At 71.7% G+C, this 16,752-nt stretch carries 10 protein-coding genes; 3 read left to right on the forward strand and 7 right to left on the reverse strand.

Annotated elements, in window-relative coordinates; translation table 11 throughout:
• Positions 1-4 precede the first annotated feature (4 nt).
• The 4 genes from WME85_RS01515 to ptsP form a co-directional block, all read right to left on the reverse strand.
• Complete coding sequence (locus tag WME85_RS01515; RefSeq protein WP_437842220.1) at positions 5-1,015, reverse strand: SIS domain-containing protein; 1,011 nt, start codon at positions 1,013-1,015, stop codon at positions 5-7.
• Between the two features lie 28 nt (positions 1,016-1,043).
• Positions 1,044-2,135 (reverse strand): N-acetylglucosamine-6-phosphate deacetylase, encoded by a 1,092-nt coding sequence (nagA, locus tag WME85_RS01520; protein WP_437834610.1) that lies wholly within the window; start codon positions 2,133-2,135, stop codon positions 1,044-1,046.
• A 4-nt stretch (positions 2,136-2,139) separates the two neighbouring features.
• The gene (gene nagE / locus WME85_RS01525) at positions 2,140-3,873 is read right to left on the reverse strand and encodes an N-acetylglucosamine-specific PTS transporter subunit IIBC (protein WP_437834613.1); all 1,734 of its coding nucleotides are present in this window, start codon (positions 3,871-3,873) and stop codon (positions 2,140-2,142) included.
• A gap of 95 nt (positions 3,874-3,968) precedes the next feature.
• Positions 3,969-6,560: a phosphoenolpyruvate--protein phosphotransferase gene (gene ptsP / locus WME85_RS01530; RefSeq protein WP_437834616.1), complete on the reverse strand. Its 2,592-nt coding sequence runs from the start codon at positions 6,558-6,560 to the stop codon at positions 3,969-3,971.
• A 442-nt stretch (positions 6,561-7,002) separates the two neighbouring features.
• Here ptsP and WME85_RS01535 point away from each other — a divergent pair, with 442 nt between their 5' ends.
• From WME85_RS01535 to WME85_RS01545, 3 genes are all read left to right on the forward strand, one after another.
• Entirely contained in the window at positions 7,003-8,601 is a 1,599-nt protein-coding gene (locus tag WME85_RS01535; RefSeq protein ID WP_437834619.1) for a glycosyl hydrolase family 18 protein, read from the forward strand.
• Between the two features lie 139 nt (positions 8,602-8,740).
• The gene (locus tag WME85_RS01540) at positions 8,741-9,580 is read left to right on the forward strand and encodes a dienelactone hydrolase family protein (protein WP_437834622.1); all 840 of its coding nucleotides are present in this window, start codon (positions 8,741-8,743) and stop codon (positions 9,578-9,580) included.
• Positions 9,581-10,115: 535 nt separating this feature from the next.
• Complete coding sequence (locus WME85_RS01545; protein WP_437834625.1) at positions 10,116-11,846, forward strand: hypothetical protein; 1,731 nt, start codon at positions 10,116-10,118, stop codon at positions 11,844-11,846.
• 155 nt (positions 11,847-12,001) lie between these two features.
• On the opposite strand, the gene WME85_RS01550 is transcribed toward WME85_RS01545, so the two are convergent.
• From WME85_RS01550 to WME85_RS01560, 3 genes are all read right to left on the reverse strand, one after another.
• Entirely contained in the window at positions 12,002-12,553 is a 552-nt protein-coding gene (locus WME85_RS01550; protein WP_437834628.1) for a DUF1993 domain-containing protein, read from the reverse strand.
• A gap of 132 nt (positions 12,554-12,685) precedes the next feature.
• On the reverse strand, positions 12,686-14,503 hold the full coding sequence (locus WME85_RS01555) for a glycoside hydrolase family 44 protein (protein WP_437834631.1): 1,818 nt from the start codon (positions 14,501-14,503) through the stop codon (positions 12,686-12,688).
• 44 nt (positions 14,504-14,547) lie between these two features.
• On the reverse strand, positions 14,548-16,527 hold the full coding sequence (locus WME85_RS01560; RefSeq protein WP_437834634.1) for a B12-binding domain-containing radical SAM protein: 1,980 nt from the start codon (positions 16,525-16,527) through the stop codon (positions 14,548-14,550).
• Between the last annotated feature and the right edge of the window lie 225 nt (positions 16,528-16,752).

Below are 16,752 nucleotides of genomic sequence, written 5' to 3' on the forward strand. Positions count from 1 at the left end.
ACTCCTACAGTGTTTTCGTGACCTTCTTGAGCCGCCTCGGCGCGTCGGGGTCGAGACCCCGGGCCTCGGCCAGGGCAGCGGCCGCCAGATAGAACGCCTGGACCTGACAGAGCGGGTCGAGCAGCTCGTGAGGGGACTCGGGCACGGCGAGATCCACCCCCGGCAGCCCGGCGGCGCCCACCAGGATCACCTTCGCTCCCTGGCTCCGGAACTCCTCCGCCACGCGGACGAGGCCGGCCTGCGCCGGGCCGCGCGGGGCGAAGATCAGGAGAGGGAACCGCTCGTCGATCAGGGCCATGGGCCCGTGCTGCACCTCGGCGACGGTGAACGCCTCGGCGTGGATGCCGCACGTCTCCTTGAACTTGAGCGCCGCCTCCAGCGCGATGGAGAAGCCCGGGCCTCGCCCGAGCACGAGCAGGCGCTCCTCGCCGGCGAGCGCGCCGACGAGCGGGCTCACGTCGCCCTCGCTCGCGGCGGCCAGGGCGTCCGGCAGCGCGGTGAGCGCGTCGAGCAGGGCGGCGTCCTCGCGCCAGCTCCCGACCACCCTGGCCATCGCGCTCAGGCTCGCGATGAAGCTCTTCGTGGCCGCGACGCTCCGCTCGGGGCCGGCGCGCAGCGGGAGCGTCGACGCGGCCACCTGGGCGAGCGGTGAGCCGGGCTGGTTCACGAGGGCCGCCGTCACCGCGCCCGCGGCGCCGCAGGCCTCCAGCGTGCTCACCACGTCCGGGCTCTGCCCCGACTGCGACACGGCGACCGCCAGGCCGCCCGGGAGCCGCAGCGGCGCGCGGTAGAGCGTCACCACCGAGGGAGGCAGGCTCGCGACCGGACAGCCGAGCTGCGTCATCACGAGGTAGGCGAGGTAGCCCGCGGCGTGATCCGAGCTGCCGCGGGCGATCGTGACGACGGACGGCGGCGGCGCCGCGCGCAGGCGGGCGCCCAGCTCGCGGTACGCGGGCTCGTCCTGGGCGAGCTGCTGCGCCACGACCGCCGCGGCGGAGCGGGCCTCATCTGCCATCAGCGATGCCATCAGCGAGCGCGATCGGTCACTCAAGGGGCTCTCCTTCCACGAGGACCTGCTGCAGGGCGAGATCCTCATCCAGGACCAGCAGGTCGGCGAAGCAGCCCGGCGCGACCCGGCCGCGATCCTCGAGGCCGAGGTGCTCGGCCGGGAACAGGCTGCAGCGGCGCGACGCCTCCGCCACGGAGAGCCCGAGGCCGACCAGGTTCTTGAACGCCTGGTGCATGGTCAGGCAGCTGCCCGCCAGGGTGCCGTCGGGGAGCCGCACGCTGTTCTGGCACTTCGTGACCGCGCGCGCGCCGAGCTGGTACGGGCCGTCCGGCATCCCCGAGGCGGCGGTGCCGTCGGTCACCGCGTAGAGCCGCGGGATGCAGCGCAGGGCGGCCCGGATGGCGCCCGGGTGCACGTGGACGAGATCCGGGATCAGCTCGGCGAAGTCGCCGTGGGCCAGGGCCGCGCCGACCGCCCCGGGCTCGCGGTGGTGCAGCCCGTTCATCGCGTTGAAGAGGTGGGTGAAGCCGCTCGCCCCGGCCGCGAGCGCCGCCGCGACCTCCTCGTAGCTGGCCAGCGTGTGCCCGATCTGGACCCGCACCCCCAGGCCGGACAGGCCGCGGACGAGCTCGAGGTGGCCGGCGAGCTCCGGCGCGAGCGTGAGCACGCGGATCGGGGCCACGGCGTGGAGCGCGAGCGCGGCGTCGAGGTCCCCGGCCGCGACGCACGGCGGCTGCGCGCCCAGCCGGCCCGGGTTGAGGAACGGGCCCTCGAGGTGGACGCCGAGGATGCGCGCCTCGCCGCGGCGGCGCGCATCCATGGCCGCCCGGATCGCGCGCAGCGCGGCGGTGATCTCCGCCGCGGGCGCCGTCATCGTGGTGGCGAGCAGGCTGGTGGTCCCGGTCGCGGCGTGCGCGCGGGCCATCACCCGGGGCGCGTCGCCGCCCTCCATGACGTCCCGGCCGCCGCCGCCATGGACGTGCAGATCGATGAAGCCGGGCAGGATCCGCGGCCCCGCGCCGGGGCCGGGGGCAGGCGCACCCTCGATCTCCTCGACCCGCGCGCCGCAGCGCAGCCGCCCGCGGAGCCAGCCTTCCGGCGTGAGGATGTTGCCTTCCAGATCCACGGCCTCACCCCTTGAGCTTCTGCTCGAGCGCGGCGGCGTACCGCGGCGCCTCGGGGCCGACGAGCAGGTGGACCACCCGGTCCGGCAGGAGCATCACGCCCTTCACGCTCGCGGCCTGGAGCGCCGCCTCGTCGATCGGGGCGTCGCCGGCGAGCTCGACGCGCACGCGCCCGCTCGAGAACCCCTCCACGGACCGGACGTTGGCGGCGCCGCCGAGCGCGGCGAGCCAGCGCTCGACCCGCGCCGAGAGCGCGGCGGACGCGCTGCCCCGCGAGGCGCTCGCCTCCTTGCGCCCGGCCGGCGCGGGCCCCGGCGCGGCCTCCGGCGTGGCCTCCGGCGCGGCCGGCGCGTCGACCTTGAGCTCCTTCATCTCCTTGGCGATCGACTCGGCCATCGGCCCGAGGATCACCTGCAGGCTGTCGGTCCCCGGGCGCACCACGCCCCGGGCGCCGAGCGCCTTGAGCTCCGCGTCCTTCACGCGGTCGCGGTCGACCATGACCAGGCGCAGGCGGGTGATGCACGCGTCGATCTCGCGGATGTTCTCGTGGCCCCCCAGCGCCCGCAGGAGCTGCCCGGCGAGCCCGCCGGCGTCGGCGGCGGGCTCCTCCCGCGGCGCGCCCTCGGCCGTCGCCGTCGCGGGCTCGCGGCCCGGCGTGGCCAGGTTGAGCCGCTCGATGCAGACGACGAAGAGCCCGTAGTAGACGACCGCGTAGGCGAGGCCGATCGGCACGATCATCCAGCCCTTGGTCGAGAGCCCGTAGTTCAGCGCGTAGTCGATGAACCCGGCCGAGAAGCTGAAGCCGTGCTTGACGCCGAGCACGTCGAGCAGCGCCAGCGAGACGCCGGTCAGCACCGCGTGGACGGCGTAGAGCGCCGGCGCGAGGAACATGAAGGCGAACTCGATGGGCTCGGTGATGCCCGTCAGGAAGGCGGTCAGCGCGGCCGAGAACATCACCCCGCCGATGGCCTTGCGGTTCTCCGGGCGCGCGGTGCGGTAGATCGCGAGGCACGCCGCGGGCAGGCCGAACATCATCACCGGGTAGAAGCCGGCCATGAACACGCCCGCCGAGGGGTCGCCGGCGAAGTAGCGGTTCAGATCGCCGGTCACCGCCCCCTTCGCGCCCTGGAACGAGCCGACGACGAACCACGCGATGTTGTTCAGGATGTGGTGCAGCCCGGTCGGGATGAGCAGGCGGTTCAGCAGGCCGAAGCTGAAGGCGCCGATCGGCCCCGAGGCGACGATCCAGCCGCCCAGCGCGTCGATGCCGGCCTGGATGGGCGGCCAGACGAAGCCGAGGACGAGCGCGAGGGCGAGGCTCACGCCGCCGGTGACGATGGGCACGAAGCGGCTGCCGCCGAAGAAGCCGAGGAAGGCGGGCAGCCTGGTGTCGCGGAAGCGGTTGTACATCGCCCCCGCGAGGATGCCGGCCAGGATGCCGGCGAGGACGCCCATCTTGATCTTCTCGTCGATGCTCTTCACCCCGTTCGTGATCACGAGGTAGGCGATCATCCCGGAGAGCCCGGCCACGCCGTTCATCTCGCGCGCGAGGCCGACCGCGATGCCCACCGCGAAGATGAGCGCCAGGTTGTCGAAGATGGCGCCGCCGGCCTGGGCGATGAACGCGATGTTGAACACGTCGGGCTGCCCCAGCCGGAGCAGCAGGCCCGCGACAGGCAGCACCGCGATGGGCAGCATCAGCGCCTTGCCGACCCGCTGCAGCTCGTTGAATCCCCTCATGCGAAGCTCCTTTCCACCAGTGGGCAGGGCGGCGCCCGCGTCGCTCTCGCGGCAGCCTCCCGGGTCTACGTGTCGTGGTTGTCGCGGCCGCCGCGTCAGCCGGGCCGCGCGCCCGGCGAGAGCAGCGCCCGCACCTCGGCCGCGGTCGCCAGATCGACCGCGACCCTGGCGAGCTCGCGGCACTTCTCGGCGTCGAGCTCGCGGATCCTCGCCTTCACCTCCGGCATCGCCTGGACGCTGACGCTGAGCTCGGTCACGCCGAGGCCGATCAGCACGGCCACGGCGTCCGGATCGCTCGCCACGGCGCCGCAGATCCCGACGTGGCGCTCGTGCTTGCGCGCGGCCTGCACGGTCGCGGCGATGAGCCGGAGCACCGCCGGGTGCAGCGCGTCCTGCCGGCCGGCGAGCCGCGGGTGGGTGCGGTCCATGGCCAGCGTGTACTGGGTGAGGTCGTTCGTGCCGATCGAGAAGAAATCGACCTCGGGCGCGAACCTGTCGGCCTGGATCGCGACCGACGGCACCTCGACCATCACCCCGAGCTCCACCGGGGGCGAGCCGGCGCGCCGGCGCTCCTCCTCGAGCACCTGCTTCGCCTCCCGGAGCTCCTCGATGCCCGCGACCATCGGCAAGAGGACGCGGTGCCCGCCGGCGACCCGGGTCGACAGGATCGCGCGGAGCTGGCTGCGCAGGATCGTCGGGTGGAGCGCGCCGATGCGCAGGCCGCGGATGCCGAGGAGCGGGTTGTCCTCGGCGGGCAGGGGCATGTAGGAGAGCGGCTTGTCGCCGCCGACGTCGAGCGTGCGGATGACGAGGGGGCGCTCGCCCAGCGCGTCGGCGACCTCCTGGTACGCCGCGGTCTGCTCGGCCTCGGTCGGCGCGGCGGCGCGATCGAAGAACATCAGCTCGGTGCGCAGGAGGCCCACGCCCTCGGCCCCGAGCCGGACGGCCTTGCGCGCGTCGTCGGCGCTCGCGACGTTGGCCAGCACCGCGACGCGGACCCCGTCGCGGGTCACCGCGCGCTCCGCCGCCGCCGCCTCTTGCCGCTCGCGCAGCGCCTGGCGCGCCCCGAGCCGGGCGCGGTAGGCGTCGACCTCGGCCTCGGTCGGGCGGAGCAGCAGCACGGCGTCTCCGACGTTGGGCGCGTTGAGCGCGTCGAGCACGGCCGTCCCCCCCGCCTCGATCGCGAGCAGCGCCGCCGGGGCGTCGACGAGGTACGGCACGCCGAGCGAGCGCGCCAGGATCGCCGCGTGCGAGGTGGTGCCGCCGAGCACGCTGACGAGCCCCGCGGCCCCCTGGTCGGCGAGCCGCACGACCTCGGACGGCGTCAGGGTCTCCGCGACGACGATGCTGCCGGCCGGCACGGCCTGCGCTTCGTCGCCGCCGACGAGGTGCCGCAGCGCGCGGCCGCCCACGTCCCGCAGGTCGTTGGCGCGCGCGGCGAGCAGGGGGTTCGACTGGCGAGCGAGCTCCCTGTACGACGACATCACCGCCTCGCGCCACGCGAACGGGGCCGACTTGCCCTCGACGATGGCGACCTCGGCGCGGGTGATCACCTCCGGATCGTCGAGCATCGAGAGGTGCGCGCTGAAGATCTGGGCCTGCTCGACGCGCTTGCCCGACGCGGCGACGAGCTGCTTCAGCTCGTGCCGGGTGTGCGTCAGCGCCCGGTGCAGGCGCGCGAGCTCCACCTCGGTGTCGAGGCCGCGCTCCTCCACGGGGGCGGCGAGCGGATCGACCTTGCAGACCGGGCCGATGGCGAGGCCCGGCGCGGCGCTCACGCCGTGGAGGCGCCGCGCGTCGTCGTCGGCCGCCGCGCGCGGCGCGGGGGCGGGGGAGGGCGCGGCGGGCGCGGGAGCGGCCGGCGCGGCGGACAGGTCCTCGCCGAGCCCGCTCCGGACGAGCTCGACGAGGCGCGCCACCGCCCGCGCCGCCTCGCTGCCGCTCGCGACGAGGCGCAGCTCGGCGCCCGGGCCCGCGCCCAGGTTCAGCAGCCCGACGACGCTCTTCGCGTTCGCGTTGCGGCCGGCGAGCTCCACGCTGATGTCGGCCGCGAACGACCTGGCCTCGCTGGCGAGCACCGCGGCCGGCCGCGCGTGCAGCCCGTGCGGGTTGGGCACCGTCACGAGCGCGGAGGTGACCCCGACCGTGGCCCGCGGCGGCCTCGACGCGCCGGCCTCCGCCGCGCCCGACGCCTGCGCCGGGTCCTCCCCGGCCTTCCGCCGGGAGCTCACGGTCATGAGGCGGCTCACGCCGGCCCTGGCCGCGCCGCTCGCGCGCTCGACGATGGCGCTCGTCTCGCCGCTCAGGAGGATGACCTGCGTGAGCAGGCTGGGCGCCTTGTGGAGGAGGCGATCGGCGTCGAACTCGATGAGCGCCTGGCCCGCGGAGACCCTGTCTCCTTGCTTCACCCGCGCGGTGAAGCCCTCGCCTTTCAGGCCGACCGTGTCGATCCCCACGTGGATCAGGATCTCGACGCCGCCCGCGGCGCTCAGGGTGATCGCGTGCCGCGCCGCGTGGAGCTGCGTCACCGTCGCGTCGCAGGGGGCGAGCAACGTCTGGCTCGTCGGATCGATCGAGATGCCGTCGCCGACGACCTTGTCGGCGAAGACAGGGTCGGGGACGGACTCGATCGGCACGATGGGACCGGACAGCGGTGCGAGGAGCGTCAGCGTGTCGCCGGGGTGCATTTCGACGGCGATCCTACTCCGATGTGCCCCGGCGGGTTCCTGGCTGAGGTGCTCGATGGTTCCGTCCACGGATCGAGACAAGAGCAAGCGTCGTGCCCTGATCCTCGATCGCGTCTCCTGCTGGAGGAATGAGCGAGGAAGCGCGCTGCGCCGGGCCGTCGCGGGGCGATCGCGCGGATCGCGGGGGTGATCCGGGAGCTCTCCCGCGATCGGGGGGATCGCCGGGGTGATCTCTCCGATCGCCCCCCTTGCTCGCCGGGATTGCCGGGCGCGATCGCGGCGCATCTCGCGCTTGTTGGAGCTCAAACCGGGCGGTGACGCGGCTGTCTGACACCGGCCCTCCAGGTCGTCGCCGCGACCGGTACGGCGGTTGCTCATCTGTCCTGAAGCGACCCTGCAACGACCGGAGACCGGGATACCGGCACACCGAAGGAGATCAGCCATGAAGCTTTCCTCGCTCACGACCTTGCCGATCTTTGCTGTCATGGCCCTGGCCGCCTGCGGCGGACTCGATGGCGGAGATGGCCTCGGCCCTGAGGGGGCCGAGATCGACGCGACGGAGCAAGCCGCCGTCGCCGCCTGGGCGCCGTACACCGCGTATGCGGTCAACTCCCAGGTGACCTACGGTGGCGTCACCTATAGCTGCGTCCAGGCGCACACTTCGCTTCCGGGGTGGGAGCCGCCGATCGTCCCGGCGCTCTGGAAGGTGGTCAGTGGTGGCACGAGCACCAGCACGACCAGCGCTGGCGCGGGCGGCAGCGGCGGCTCGGGCGGCAGCGGCGGCGCGGGCGGCAGCGGTGGCTCGGGCGGCAGCGGCGGTTCGGGCGGCAGCGGCGGCAGCGGCGGCGCAGGAGGCAGCGGCGGCTCGGGCGGCGGCGACGGCGGCGGCGGCGGCGGCGGCAAGAAGGTGATCGGCTACTTCGCGGAGTGGGGCGTCTACGGCCGCAACTACCACGTCAAGAACATCGACACGAGCGGGTCGGCCGCCAAGCTCACACACATCAACTACGCCTTTGGCAACGTGACGGGCAACCGGTGCCAGCTCGGCGACACCTATGCCGACTACGACAAGGCCTACAGCGCCGCCGACAGCGTCGATGGCGTCGCCGACACCTGGGACGCCGGCGCGCTCCGCGGCAGCTTCAACCAGCTCCGCAAGCTGAAGCGCAAGCACCCGCACCTCAAGGTGCTGATCTCGCTCGGCGGCTGGACGTGGTCGGCCGGCTTCTCGGAGGCCGCGCTGCCCGCGAACCGCGCGTCGTTCGTGTCGTCCTGTGTGGATCTCTTCATCAAGGATCCCCGCTGGGCCGGCGTGTTCGACGGCATCGACGTCGACTGGGAGTACCCGGCCGCGTGCGGCAGCACCTGCAATCAGCGCCCCGAGGACACCCAGAACTTCACGGCGCTGCTCGCCGAGTTCCGCCGCCAGCTCAACGCGGCGCGCTCCGGGCTGCTGCTCACCATCGCGGCGCCCGCCGGCCTCGACAAGATCGAGAAGATCCAGGTCGGCGAGATCCACCGGCACCTCGATTTCATCAACCTGATGACGTACGACATGCACGGCGCCTGGGAGGCCACGACGAACTTCCACTCTCCGCTCTACAACTCCGCCTCGAACCCCGCGAAGGCGCTGAAGTACAGCACCGACGAGGCGGTCACGGCCTGGCTGAACGGCGGGACGCCGGCGAGCAAGCTTGTCGTCGGGGTGCCCTTCTACGGTCGCGGGTGGACCGGCGTCGCCAGCGCGAACCACGGGGTGTGGCAGTCGGCCGCCGGCGCCGCGCCGGGCGCGTACGAGGCGGGCATCGAGGACTACAAGGTCCTGAAGGCCAAGGGCCACCCTGGCTACACGCACCCGGACACGAAGGCCTACTACACCTTCAACGGGACGGAGTTCTGGAGCTACGACAACCCGGCCTCGCTCGGCGTCAAGATGAGCTATATCAAGTCGAAGGGGCTCGGCGGCGCGATGTTCTGGGAGCTGAGCGGCGACACGGCGAACGGCGAGCTCGTCGCCGCGGTGAAGAACGGCCTGCGGTGACGGCTCACGCGGGGTGGCCGAGCGGCCGCGCTGCGCCCCGGACGGGACGGCGCGCCGCCCGGGCTCCGCGCGCAGCCCGGGCGCCGCGCGCCGCGGGAGAAGGCTTTACCGCGCGCACCTCTTGTGGTGCAGTGCCGCGGTGACTGCACATCACAGACCCAAGGCGCCCGCGGGCGATCTCGCCACCTTCGAGCGCGAGCGCTTCACGCACGAGGGGGCCGCGTACGATGTCTATCGCAAAGGGAAGGGTCCCGCGGTCCTCGTGCTGACCGAGATGCCGGGCATCTCTCCGCAGGTGCTCGGGTTCGCCGACCGGGTGGTGGCGCTCGGCTGCACGGCCGTGTTGCCCAGCCTGTTCGGGACCGCCGGCCGCGACCCGTTCCGGCGCGGGGCATCGAGCATCCTCTACGTCCTCTCGTCGATGGCCAGGGCCTGCATCAGCAAGGAGTTCACCGTGTTCGCGACGGGGCGCTCCTCGCCCGTCGTCGACTCGCTGCGGGCCCTCGCCGCGTCGGAGCACCGGCGCTGCGGCGGGCCGGGCGTGGGCGTCGTGGGGATGTGCTTCACCGGCGGGTTCGCGCTCGCGATGGCGGCGGACGCCCGGGTGCTGGCGCCCGTCCTGTCGCAGCCGTCGCTCCCGGTGTCGCTCACCGAGGGCCATCGGCGGGCTATCGACTGCGACGCTGCGACCCTCGACGCGGTGGCGCAGCGCTGCGACAGGGAGGGCCTCCGGGTGCTGGGGCTCCGCTTCAAGGGCGATCCCCTCGTGCCCGAGGAGCGGTTCCAGTTCCTGCGCGAGCGCCTCGGGGAGGGGTTCGTCGCCGTGGAGCTGGAGCAAGCCGATGGGCACCCCAGGGAGCCGCTCAAGAAGCACCACTCGGTGCTGACGGGCGGGCTGATCGACGCGCCGGGCGAGCCGACGCGCGCCGCGCTCGACCGGGTCCTGCAGCTCTTCCGCGACAAGCTGCTTGCCGCGTAGCGTCGCCGGGGCGGGCGGCGAGTCCCCGCCGCCTCGCGCGTGGTGGCCGTCATCGGACGTGACGTGCGCGCAGTACGGCTTCACCGACGTTGACGGTTCAAGCCCGGACGCGCGGCGATACAGCCAGGCCGTCGAGGACGGCGATCAGGGCGTCCATCCGAACGACTACCGGCAAAGACCATGGCAGGGAGCAAGGACCGTCGCAGGGTGCGAGCGCGAGCGCAGCGCAGAGGCCAGCTGGATCGACGTCGTATGCCGGCGTTGGCACAGACGGCGGCTGATCCGGGGCGGTGTGCCAGGATCTGATCCGCCTGTCATGAGGCGGCGCCGCCCGCGCGTCCACGCCTGCGGGCGAGAGGGATGAGCTCCTCCACGACCTCACCGGGCCTGCGCGGCTGACCGGTCCACGGCATCGACGCCGGGACCCTCGCGAAATTTTTCTCTGTGGACGGTACAACTTTTGCAACGAGCGTGTCACCGAAAGGTTGCGCGCATGTCCCATCAGCTACCGTCTTCTCCCTCTGTTCGGCCACTGTTGTCCCGCACGCGAGCGGTCTCGCTGCTCGCCCTCCTCGCCATCCCGTCTGCCGTCTTCGTGGCAGGCTGCGCCGATGAGCCGGACAACTACTATAACTACTATTACACGATCGGTCAGGGCGGGGCCGGGGGAGCCGGTGGGGCCGGGGGCGCTGGCGGGGCCGGCGGGGCCGGCGGCGCGCCCGCGGACGAGTACCCGGGAGCGCCCGTCGCGGACACCGAGGTGGCCGAGCACGCGCTCGACGTCTTCGGCGCCGTCGGCAACCGCTACTGGTTCGCTGTCTCGGAAGAGCAGCTCGAGCTCATGAACGAATCGACAGGCGGCGTCGGGATCCCCATCCGAGATGTGGGCTTCGGAGACATCTACTCACCGACCGGCGAAGACGCGACCTTCGTGGATCACCTGTGGGTGACGACGGCCGGCGACGACGGCAAGACGGCCGACTACGGCAAGGTCCAGGTGGGCGTCGTCGGACAGTCGACGATGCGGCCCTGGACGAAGCGCAGCATCCCCAACCTCAACATCGACGCGGACGAGTTCGTCGACGATCAACGGCTCGGCGGCTTCGAGCACGTGCGCTTCAGCAACGGCCAGGTCGGCAGCATCTTCCGCGAGCGCCTCACGCTCGAGCTCTACGCGCGCCTCGATTATCCGGCCCCCCTGGCCAACTACGCCTGGGTATCGAGCAATGTCTGGGGTGCGGAGGTGTCCATCCCCTACATCGTGGTCGAGCGCTACAAGAAGGCGTTCTGCCAGCGCGTCGAGAGCAAGCTCGGCGGCGGGTGCTCCAACATGTGGGAGTTCGTCGGCGACTTCGCCGGCATGATGCCGGGGGGCGGGGGCCCGCGCCCGATCGACGTGGTGCCGATCGGCGGCAGCGTCTTCGACGATCCAGGGAACTGCCAGCTCAAGAAGTGTGAAAACACCCGCGCGAAGGAGCTCGAGGAGGCGGTCGTCGAGGCGCCGGCGGGCGAGGGCTTCAAGGCCGCGCTCGCGAGCTGGATCGACTGGCCCGCCTTCCACCGGTTCCAGTGCCTCTCGTGGGTGCTCGCCACCGGAGACGACGCGATTCACAACAGCAACAACGTCGTGCTGGTCGAGCGGGCCGATGGCCTGTTCCAGTACTTGCCGTACTCGATCGACATCAGCCTGGGGCAGGACTGGTATCCTCTGGTCCCGCTGGCCGGCACGAACTCGCTGGCGCGCGGGTGCCAGAGCGACCCGGCCTGCTGGGCCGACACCATCGCGACGTGCGAGGACGTGATCGAGGACTTCGCGGCGCTGGACCCCAACGCGGTGCTGAAGGGGATCTACGAGGAGCTGTCGGACCATGGCATGCTCCGCGCGGGCGACGAGGAGCGGTACGAGACCCTGGACGCCTGGATCACCCAGCAGCTCGAGGTCCTGCCGGTGGAGCTGGAGAGGAACCGCGATGAGCCGCAGCCCTGCGTTCCTCCCCAGATGGATTGCGGTGGCTACTGCGCGTTTCCCCAGGACTGCTGGATGGGAGCGGGCGCAGTCGGCGCGGGCGGCGGAGACGCGGGCGCAGTCGGCGCGGGCGGGTTCGGCGCTGGCGGCGGAGACGCGGGCGTCGGAGGCGCGGGTGAAGTCGGCGCGGGCGGCGGAGACGCGGGCGCTGGCGGCGCTGGCGAGGTCGGGGTGGGCGGCGGAGGCCCGGGCGCTGGCGGCGCTGGCGGCGCCGGCGCGGGCGGCGCCTCCGGGATCTGACTTCGAGAGTGGCACCCTGAGGTCGTGTGCTCGGCGGCGCTGCGCGCGCTGACACACGGCCTCATGGCGTCTCCCGCTCAGCCGCTCCTCTGTGACAGGCTGGCCTCCTGGAGCCCCTTCAGGCGAGACGCGCGCGTGGTGCGCTGGGGGACGGGCTACGCCTGCGTCCCTCCGCCACCTCTCCTGCGGATCGCGCTGCCGAGCCCGGCCACGTAGTCCGGCTTGCCGACGTCGACCCCGTTGTGGCGAAGGATGGCGTACGCCGTGACCAGGTGAAAATAGAACTGCGGGATCGCCCAGTCCTTCAGGTAGGCGAGCCCCTTGAGCTCCAGCACCAGCTCGTCGCGCAGCGGGACGGAGATCTCCCGGTCCTCCGCGCCCTCGAACGCGGCCGCGGGCGCCTCCTCGACGAGCGCGATCGTCCGCTTGATCCGCTCCCTCAGCGCCTCGAACGTCTCCTCGCCGGCGTCGAGGCGCGGCGCCTCCTTGCCCGTCAGGCGCGCCGCGCACTCCGCGGCTTGCTGACAGACGAACTGCACCTGCTTCGAGAGCGGGAACATGTCCGGCGCGAGGCGCGCGCTCACGAGCACCGCAGGGTCGAAGCCCTTCGCGCGCGCGTGCGCCTCCCCCTTGTCCAGGATGCCGAGCAGGTTGCGCAGCATCATCACGAACGAATCGACCGCCATCGCGTGCATCGGAGCACTCATGAGATCCTCCAGGGGTAAGGGGCGCCTTCGCTCGTGCGCGGAGCCGCCCCGAGCGGCGACGACTACCTCGGAACCGCGCCCGCCGCGAGGCTGCCGCGCGACGACTCGCGCGCGGAGCCTCGCGGTCGGCGGCTACTGGCGCGGCACCAGCACCGAGACGCTGTGGGCCGGCATCGCGTACGTGAACGCGTTCGTGGCGCTCGGCGCGACCGGATCCGCAGCCACGAGGTCGGCCTTGGCGGACGTCAGCTGCCAGACGTCGACGGCCGTGTAGCTCCCGTGGGCGGCGAGGGTCACGGCGGCCGTGAGCGGGGCCGTGGTCTTGTTGATGGCGACGACCACCATGCGGCTCGGATCGGCCTCGTCGACGCTCGCGTACACGGTCGCCTTCGCGACGTCGCTCGTCTCGGCGTGGATGGATGTGTCGCCGAAGCGCGCGCCCTGCCCGTCGTAGCTCGTGAAGGCGCGCACGCCGGCCCGGAGCATCGAGACCTCGGCGCCGGGGTCCCAGATCGTCGCGAGGAACACGCCCTCGCGGCCGAAGACGCCGAGGGCGTCCGCCTGGGCGATCGCGCCGGAGATGTGGTCGCCGCCCCCGTAATTGTACTCGGTGAAGCCGAGGGCGGTGCCCGGGTAATGGGCGTCGATCAGCCCCTGGAGCCAGGGGATGAGCGCAATCGGGCCCTGCAGGACGTCGTTCGCGATCCAGCTGTCCTCGACGAAGGTGGGGTCCCAGAGCGAGCGCGGCGCCTGGACGCGGGCCTCGACGGACTCGGGGGAAGAGTCATAGCCCGTGATGCGCTCGCCGTTCGCGTAGATCTCCGTGTACCAGTGCAGGTCGAGCACGTCGACGAGGCGGTGACCCGCGCTCGTCTCGGCGGCCTGCATGGCGTCGAGATAGTGCTCGAGGAAGTTGCCTTCCGCGTCCGGCGCGTCCTGCAGGCTCACGTAGCCCGAGTAGCCGTACGAGACGAAGCCGGTGACGAGCGCGTTCGGCGCGACGTCCTTGATCGCGGAGGCAAACTCGATGTTCTTGTCGACGAGCTCGGCGTAGGTCACCGGATCCGGGTGAATGCGCTCGTGGGTGTGGTTCCAGAGGTCGGGCTCGTTGTCGAGCGAGAAGAGGACCCTGGCCACGTCACCCTGGAAGGCGTCCGGGAAGGCCTGCTTCATCCAGGCGACGAACTCGTCCTGGTACACGGCGTCGTCATCGAGGTCGGGCGTCGCGGAGAACGGGGCGCCCTTGCGCGCGATCGTGCGGTGGAAGCGGGTCTCCAGGTAATTCGCTGTCTTGTTGACGTCGCCGCCGCCGTCCTTGTCGGCCGCGACGTACCCGCAGATGGGGATGGTCGCCAGAAAGGCGGCGCCGTGCGCCAGCGCGGCCTCGGCGTGCGCGCGCACCGCCTGCCCGGGGACGTCGCCGTTCGGGCTGTCGTCGACGAGGTAGGCGTCGTTCTGGTTCATGTAGTCCGAGCCGGCGTTGGAGGCGTTGTTCTCCCAGTTGTACGCGGTCAGGCGGTTGCCGCCCATGCGCACAACGGTCGTGCCGCGCTGCTCGCCGTCCAGGTCCTCGGCCCAGTTCGCGCCATAGATGAGCGGGCTGATGGGGCGCAGGTCCCGATCTGCGCGCACCGTGAAGGTGACGTCGCCCGGCCCGGGATCGCCGGGCTCGACGACCTCCGCGGGAGGATGGCCGCCGGACCCGCCCTGGCCGCCGCTGGCCGTGCCGGTGCCGCCGCTGGCCGTGCCGGTGCCGCCGCTGGCCGTGCCGGTGCCGCTGCCGGCAGCGCCCGCGCCGCTACCCGCAGCGCCCGCGCCGCCGCTGCCGGTCGAGGACGTGGCACCGTCGTCACCGCAGGCAAGGAAGGCGACAGACGCGAGGACGGCGAACAGGGGGGGGAGGAAGGGAGCGCGCTCGGGAGCAAACGCAGCGGACGTATGGGCATTCATTACAATGGCCTCCTGGCGGCCATCCTTTCCCGAGCGGCTGTAAGTTAAATGTATTTATTAAGACGTTCGATCCGGTTCGGCGATAACGCGCTGCGTGAGCCAGCGTCGCTGTGCGTCGCGTAGTCGCGCTGCGTCGACGCTCTGCTCGATCCGGCGCGGTGGCGCTCCGCGGGCTGGGGCAGCGGTCGGGCCTGGCCCTGCGCCTCGGATAGCAGGCAGTTCCGGTAGAACAGCCGGCAGAAGAAGAGCTTGACCACGCTGTCCTTGAGCGAGTTGTTGTCGTGGACCACGGACCTCGCGAAATAGGCGCCGTTGGTCAGCGCGACGCCCGGGTGGCGCGCCAGGAAGGCGGCCGTCTTCGTGGCGATGATGCGCATGGCCTCGCGGTGGAACTCGCTGTTCAGCTGCTCGAGCAGCTCGGGGGTGAACTCCTTGGTGCTGATCGTGTGACGCTGGAACGAGTCGGCGTGCGCTCCGCCGGCGTTCGAGATCGCGTAGTTCGTGCGCAGCGTCCCCGTCTCGCTCGCCTCCTGGAAGAGGGCGGTGCCAGGGTCGGCGCGGGCCAGGGCCATGTGCGGGATGACGTCGTGGTCGCGAAGACAGTCGAGGGCGAACTTCAACGTCTTCCGGATCTGCGCCAGCGACTCGCGCGGGAACCCGATGATGTAGAACGCCTGCATGTCGATGCCGACCTGCTGTCCGAGGCGGAAGGCGTTCAGCACGTGCTCCAGGGTGAGCGGCTGCTTCATGACGATGTTGTCGAGCACCCACTGATCTCCCGACTCGACGCCCACCACCAGGTAAGTGCAGCCGGTGGCCTTCATCTTCTTCATCATCTCGAGATCGAGGGTGTTGGCGAAGACGCCGTTCGGCGTGTCCCAGGTGAAGCGGAGCTTGCGCTCGAGCACGCCGTCCATCAGGCGATGGAAGCGATCCCGATCGAGCGTGAGGTTGTCGTCCTCGAAGTGGATGTGCTTCACGCCGAGGCGGTTGACGAGGGTCTCGATATGGTCGAGCGTGTGCTCCACCGAGTAGCGCCGGTACCTGCGCCCCGCGTGGATGTGGATGGAGCAGAAGCTGCACTTGTACGGACAGCCGCGCGAGGTGACCAGCGACACCGAGCGCTCGGCCCCGTCGTACGAGAACTTGTTCCTCGCCATGATGCCGTTGCGCTCGTAGGTGAAATAGCGCTCGGTCTTCAGCAAGCTGTAGTCGAGCTGCCCCAGCGTATCGAGGTCGTTGACGGACGCGCTGGCGGGCGTGCGCACGGGCGCGCCGGCGGGGGAGCGGAACAGGAGCCCGCCGATGTCCAGCAGGTTCCTGCGCCCGCGCACCCACTCGACGACCTCCAGCATCGTCTTCTCGCCGTCGCCGAAGCCGATCAGGTCGATCGCCTCCGACTTCTCGAGCATGTAGTCGGGGAGCGCGTTGGCGTTCGGGCCCCCGACCACGATCACGCAGTCGGGGAGGACCTTGCGTATCAGCCGCGTGGCGGTCAGCGTCTCTTCCGTGTTCTCGCGGAACAGGTTGGTGATGCCGACGACGTCCGGCTTGATGCGGAGCAGGTCGCGCTCGAGCTGGTCCCAGCTCGCGCCGAAGTGTTGAAGTCGTCGGTGCTCGGCGTCCTCGCCGGAGATCGCGCCGTCCTCGAAGGTCCGGATCCAGCGGGACACGAGGGAGCCCGTGCTGCGGAAGCTGCGGGCGAGCTCCCTGTCGTCGGCGAAGGTGTCGCCTTCGACGAAGCAGTCGTAGATGACGACGTCGACGCCATTGCGCTTGAGGAAGCTGCCGATGCTGAGCAGGCCGATCGGCAAGCTCAGCCGCGGTCCGCGTGGCCACACCCCGAAGTAGAACAGCTGGGGTGGCCGCACCAGCATCACGCGCGGATTGTCGACGACCTTGCGCGGCTTTCGGTGGCGGTTCGTCAGCGTCAGCAGGGTCGCGTCCGGGGCGATCTCCGGCGGATGGTGATGGTCATCGCCCCGCTCGGACGCGTGCCCGCTCGATGTTCTTTCACTGTTCATGACAGGCTCCTCGCGCGCTCTTCGCGCGACGCTCATGCGCCCCTGACACCGGTCCTCGAGGATGGATGACGCCAGGGGGCCACCCGCATGGCGCGGCGAGCCTCTCCTGGTGCGTCCTCCAGCCCCCTCTGTTGCACGGACGTGGCAGGCCATTCACGCCTGGGCGTTATCCGCTCGCGACCCCCTGGCGGCCGGGGGTGGCCCGCCTCGGCGGCTGCGGGGTGG

This window comes from Sorangium sp. So ce1153 (assembly GCF_051521595.1).
Classification (GTDB): Bacteria; Myxococcota_A; Polyangia; order Polyangiales; family Polyangiaceae; genus Sorangium.